Origin of the sequence: Nocardiopsis sp. TNDT3 (assembly GCF_003427465.1) — a bacterium.
GTDB lineage: Bacteria > Actinomycetota > Actinomycetes > Streptosporangiales > Streptosporangiaceae > Nocardiopsis > Nocardiopsis dassonvillei.
Window position 1 is genome coordinate 1 of the sequence record NZ_QPFC01000397.1, and the last position, 4822, is coordinate 4822.

4 protein-coding genes are annotated in these 4822 nt (G+C 73.2%); 3 read left to right on the top strand and 1 reads right to left on the bottom strand.

The genetic code is table 11. The features are described 5' to 3' along the window. Positions 1–203: 203 nt before the first annotated feature. On the bottom strand, positions 204–1229 hold the full coding sequence (hemE, locus tag DQW06_RS10615) for a uroporphyrinogen decarboxylase (RefSeq protein ID WP_071623235.1): 1026 nt from the start codon (positions 1227–1229) through the stop codon (positions 204–206). A gap of 302 nt (positions 1230–1531) precedes the next feature. Between hemE and DQW06_RS10620 the strand changes: the two genes are divergently transcribed. The 3 genes from DQW06_RS10620 to DQW06_RS10630 all read left to right on the top strand — a co-directional run bounded on the left by DQW06_RS10620 (position 1532) and on the right by DQW06_RS10630 (position 4676). Further along, positions 1532–2107 carry a DUF3000 domain-containing protein gene (locus DQW06_RS10620; RefSeq protein ID WP_013153850.1) on the top strand — a complete coding sequence of 192 codons (576 nt, stop codon included), beginning with the start codon at positions 1532–1534 and terminating at the stop codon, positions 2105–2107. Positions 2108–2196: 89 nt separating this feature from the next. Beyond that, positions 2197–3450 carry a ribonuclease D gene (locus DQW06_RS10625; protein WP_041552771.1) on the top strand — a complete coding sequence of 418 codons (1254 nt, stop codon included), beginning with the start codon at positions 2197–2199 and terminating at the stop codon, positions 3448–3450. A gap of 200 nt (positions 3451–3650) precedes the next feature. Continuing rightward, positions 3651–4676 carry a tetratricopeptide repeat protein gene (locus DQW06_RS10630; protein ID WP_086000758.1) on the top strand — a complete coding sequence of 342 codons (1026 nt, stop codon included), beginning with the start codon at positions 3651–3653 and terminating at the stop codon, positions 4674–4676. Positions 4677–4822 lie beyond the last annotated feature (146 nt).

A 4822-nucleotide genomic window follows, 5' to 3' on the forward strand; every position in this document is an offset into this window, starting at 1 on the left:
GGCGACGGTGTGGGCACGAGCCGTCTCACCGGAGACACCGCTGTGCTCGCTTCAACCCGATTCCCGCGTCGAAGGGCACCCGAACAGCGAAAGTACCGCGCTTCGCGTCCGTTGAGGGTGGTAGCCCGCCCCGCCGCGCAGCGCCCCAGCGGGCGATGGCGGGCGACGGGCGGGCCGAAGCGAAGCGGAGGTCCCGAGAGAACCTAGACGGCGGTCTCCTCGTGCACGAACGCGGTGAGCCGCTGGAGCATGTCCGGGTCGGTGCTGGGCAGCACGCCGTGGCCCAGGTTGAAGACGTGGCCGTCGGCGGCGCGGCCACGGGCCAGGATGTCGCGGGTGCGCTCGGCGACGACCTCCCAGGGCGCGAACAGGGTGGCCGGGTCGAGGTTGCCCTGGAGGGCGGTGCCGGGCTGGACGCGCTGGACCGCCTTGTCCAGCGGCACGCGCCAGTCCACGCCCACGACGTCGGCCCCGGCCTCGCTGAGCAGGCTGAGCAGTTCGCCGGTGCCCACACCGAAGTGGATGCGCGGCACCTCGTGCTGGGCGAGCTGGCCGAAGATCCACGAGGTGTAGGGCAGCACCGAGGCGCGGTAGTCCTCGGCGCTCAGGGCGCCCACCCAGGAGTCGAAGAGCTGGACGGCGCTGGCGCCCGCCTCGATCTGGGTGCGCAGGAAGCCCAGGGAGATGGTGGCCAGGCGGCGCATCAGCTCGTCCCACAGTTCGGGCTCGCCGTACATGAGCGCCTTGGTGTGCTCGTGGTTCTTGGAGGGACCGCCCTCGATGAGGTACGAGGCCAGGGTGAACGGGGCACCCGCGAAGCCGATGAGGGGCTTGTCGCCCAGCTCGCCGACCAGCTGGCCCACGGCCTCGGTGATGTAGGGCACGTCGCCGGGCTCGATCTCGCGCAGCCGCTTGACGCCGGTCGCGTCGCGGATCGGGTCGGCGACCACGGGGCCGACGCCGGGCTTGATGTCGAGGTCGATGCCGATGGCCTTGAGCGGCACGACGATGTCGCTGAAGAAGATCGCGGCGTCGACGTCGTAGCGGCGCACCGGCTGCATCGTGATCTCGGTGATCATGTCGGGGCGCGCGCAGGCCTCAAGCATCGGCACGTCGGCGCGGACCCGTCGGTACTCGGGCAGGGAGCGCCCCGCCTGGCGCATGAACCACACCGGGGTGTGGGACACGGGAAGGCGTCGGCAGGCGCGGAGGAAAGGAGAATCTTGCAGGGTCACCCCTCGATCGTGCCATGCCCCGCCCGGTGCTCCCACTCGGATCGCCGAACCCGGACGCGCCCGTGCGCGCACCCGCGGCGGGGCCGGGGAGGGCGCGAACCGGCACCGTCGGCGACCGGCCGGTCCCAAGATCATCACAAAACGCCGACACGCCGGGCGAACTCCGACTCGCGGCCCGTGACTCATGCCACGGTCTTTGACGTGCCCACCTTGCCGCCCCTGGCGGAGAGGCGGAGCATGTCCGCACGCCCCCGCCCAGACGTGATCACCCCAGAATGAAGGCTGACGTTCCCACCATGCCCGATGCCGGTAGCGCCGAGGACGCACACGAGACGTTCCGGCGAGCGGTCGAGGCCCTGCGCTCACCCCTCCCGCGACCCGAGATCACCGTCCGGGAGATCCCCGCCCCCCAGCGGCTGGCCCCCCACTCCGCCGCGGTCTCGGCCGAGGTGACCGTCCACGGAGAGGAGGTCGCCTGGGGCAGACTCATCGTCCTGTACGACCCCGAGGGCACCCGCGACTGGCCGGGGCCCTTCCGGGTGGTCTGCCAGGCCAACTCCGAACTGGAGTCGGAGATCGCGACCGACCCCCTGCTCGGACCGGTCGCCTGGAGCTGGCTGACCGACGCCCTGGACGCGTACGGCGCCACGCACCACACGCTGAGCGGCACGGTCACCCGTGCCACCACCGAGGGCTTCGGCACCAAGGCGGACCAGGGCGCCACCACCGAGGTGGAGATGCGCGCCTCCTGGACACCGGAGTCCGACGACCTGACCGGGCACGTCCAGGCGTGGTCGGCGCTGCTGGCCTCGGCCGCGGGGCTGCCGCCGCTGGACGTCACCGACATCACCGGAAAGCGCTCCCGGCCCTGACCGCGGGCCCCTGTGTCCCCGGGGCCCGCGGCCGGTCCGGATCCGCGTCCGGTGGCGACAGCGCATACCGTAGTGGTGTGGCGAACGCGTTGAACTCCAAGACAGAACCCCGCGAACCAGGCAACGACGACGACGCCGAGAGGGCCCCCCTTCTGCGGGAACCTCGCGAGGGCCTGCCCGAGGTCACCTCCGACGCCGACGCGCTGGCCGGTGTGGTCGCCGCGCTCTCCGCCGGGACCGGCCCCGTCGCGGTGGACGCCGAACGCGCCTCCGGGTACCGGTACGGGCAGCGCGCCTACCTGGTCCAGCTGCGCCGCGAGGGAGCGGGGTCGGCGCTGATCGACCCCATCGCCTGCCCGGACCTGAGCGCGCTCAACGACGCCGTGGGCGACGCCGAGGTGGTGCTGCACGCCGCGCACCAGGACCTGCCCTGCCTGAGCGAGATCAACCTGCGCCCCCGGAGCCTGTTCGACACCGAACTGGCCGGGCGGCTGCTGGGCTACCAGCGGGTCGGCCTGGGATTCATGGTGGAGCGGCTGCTCCACCTGCGGCTGGCCAAGGAGCACTCGGCCGTGGACTGGTCCCAGCGCCCGCTGCCGGAGGACTGGCTGCGCTACGCGGCGCTGGACGTGGAGATCCTCATCGACCTGCGGGACTCCCTGGAGGTCGAACTGGAGGAGACCGGCAAGCTCGAATGGGCGCGTGAGGAGTTCGCCGCGGTCCTGTCCGCGCCGCCCAAGGAACCGCGTACCGACCCCTGGCGGCGCACCTCGGGCATCCACCGGGTGCGCAACCAGCGCGCCCTGGCCGCCGTGCGCGAGCTCTGGTACGAGCGCGACCGCATCGCCCAGGAGCGGGACATCTCGCCCGGCCGGGTGCTGCCGGACGCGGCGATCGTGGAGGCGGCCACCGCCATGCCGCGCACCACCACCGAGCTGGCCAAGATCCGGCAGTTCGGTATCAAGCTGGCGCGGCGCTACCTGACCACGTGGATCAAGGCGGTCAACCGGGCGCGCGACATGCCGCAGGCGGAGCTGCCCCGGCCCAACGCGCCGGGCGACGGCCCGCCGCCGGTGAACCGGTGGGGCGACCGGGCGCCGGAGGCGGCGCGGCGGCTGGAGGCGGCCCGGGCCACGGTCACGGGGATCGCCGAGGACGTCGTCATGCCGACCGAGAACCTGCTGCTGCCGGACACGGTGCGCCGCCTGGCGTGGGCGCCGCCGCGGGCGGTGGACCCCGACGCGGTGGGCGCGTTCCTGCGTGAGCGCGGAGCCCGTGAGTGGCAGGTCACCCTGACCGCGGAACCCCTGGCCACAGCGTTGCGGACGGCCGATCAGGCGTAGCGTTTTACCCCGTTCTGTCACGATCAACCCAGGAGTGAGCGAACTCACCGTGCCCTCAGGGCGTTTGGTGCCTGTTCCGTAGCCCGGTGTCCGATTAAGTTATAGAAACGTGCCCTGGCGCTTTCTGGGTACGGGTTGTCCAACGGGTGTTACGCCGCAGGCCTGGGGCCGCGGTGCGCGATCAGGGGAATGTGGTGATTGTGCTGTCGTTCTGGCGTGCGTTGCTGCGCGAGACCGGACTCAAGGGCGCGACCAGGACCCGGTCCGCCGATACCACCGTGCCTGCGCGCGCGGAGCAACCCGTGGAGAAGCCGGCGGAACGGCCGACCGGGGTCTCCGTGCCGAGCCCCGCGCCGGCGAGCGGTGCGCCCACCGAGCCGCTGGCCCTGACCGGGGCGCGCGAGGAGGCGGCGCGGACGACCTCCGGGGTGGCCCATGCCCCCGCCCCCACCGCCGGGATGCGGGCCGCCTCCCTGGAGCGGACGCTGCGTTCGCTGGTGGAGCGACTGGGTACCGAGCACCCGGACACGATCACCGCGCGCAACAACCTGGCGACCAAGTACGCGCAGATGGGGCGCCGACAGGCCGCGGTGCAGCAGTTCGAGCTGACCCTGGCCGAGGCGGTGGCGGTCTTCGGCGAGGAGCACCCGCGCACCGAGATCATCCGCGAGAACCTGGCCTGGGCCTACGAGGACGCCGGTCGTCCGGCGGACGCCGCGGGGCAGTGGGAGATGCTGCTGCGCGAGCGCGAGCGCCAGTTCGGCTCGGCCGACGAGGACACCGTGGAGGCGCGCATGCGCCTGGCGGTCTGCTACCGGCGCAGCGGCCGCCTGGACGCGGCCGTGGTGCACTACGAGCGGGCCATCGAGGACGTGGCCTCCACCGAGCGCCGTGAGGAGCTGCGGCTGGGGCTGAGCGCGGCGCAGAGCATGTCCGGGCGCTACGAGGACGCGATCGGGCAGCTGCGGATGGTGCTGGCCGGGCGGCGGCGCCGCCTGGGCAAGGGGCACCTGGACACCCTGACGGTGCACCACCGCCTGGGCCGCGCCTACACGCAGGCGGGACGCTCCGACGAGGCGGTGGAGGTGCTGCGCGACGCCTACCGGGTGGCGCTGAACTCCTCCGGCGACCCGGAGGTGCGGCGGCTGACGCTGCGGCTGCGCCGCGACCTGGCGGGCGCCTACAACGCCGCGGGCCGGTACCGCGAGGCCAACGCGCTGCTGTGAGCGGCCGCGCCTTGCAGGGCGGGGACGGCGCGACGGGGACGACCGTCGTCCCCGTCGATCGGTCCGCGGGCGATGGCGGGAGGGCGGCGCGCGCAGAGCGCCTGATCCGGTGAGACGGCCTCGGAGGGGCCGGGGTCGCGCGACCC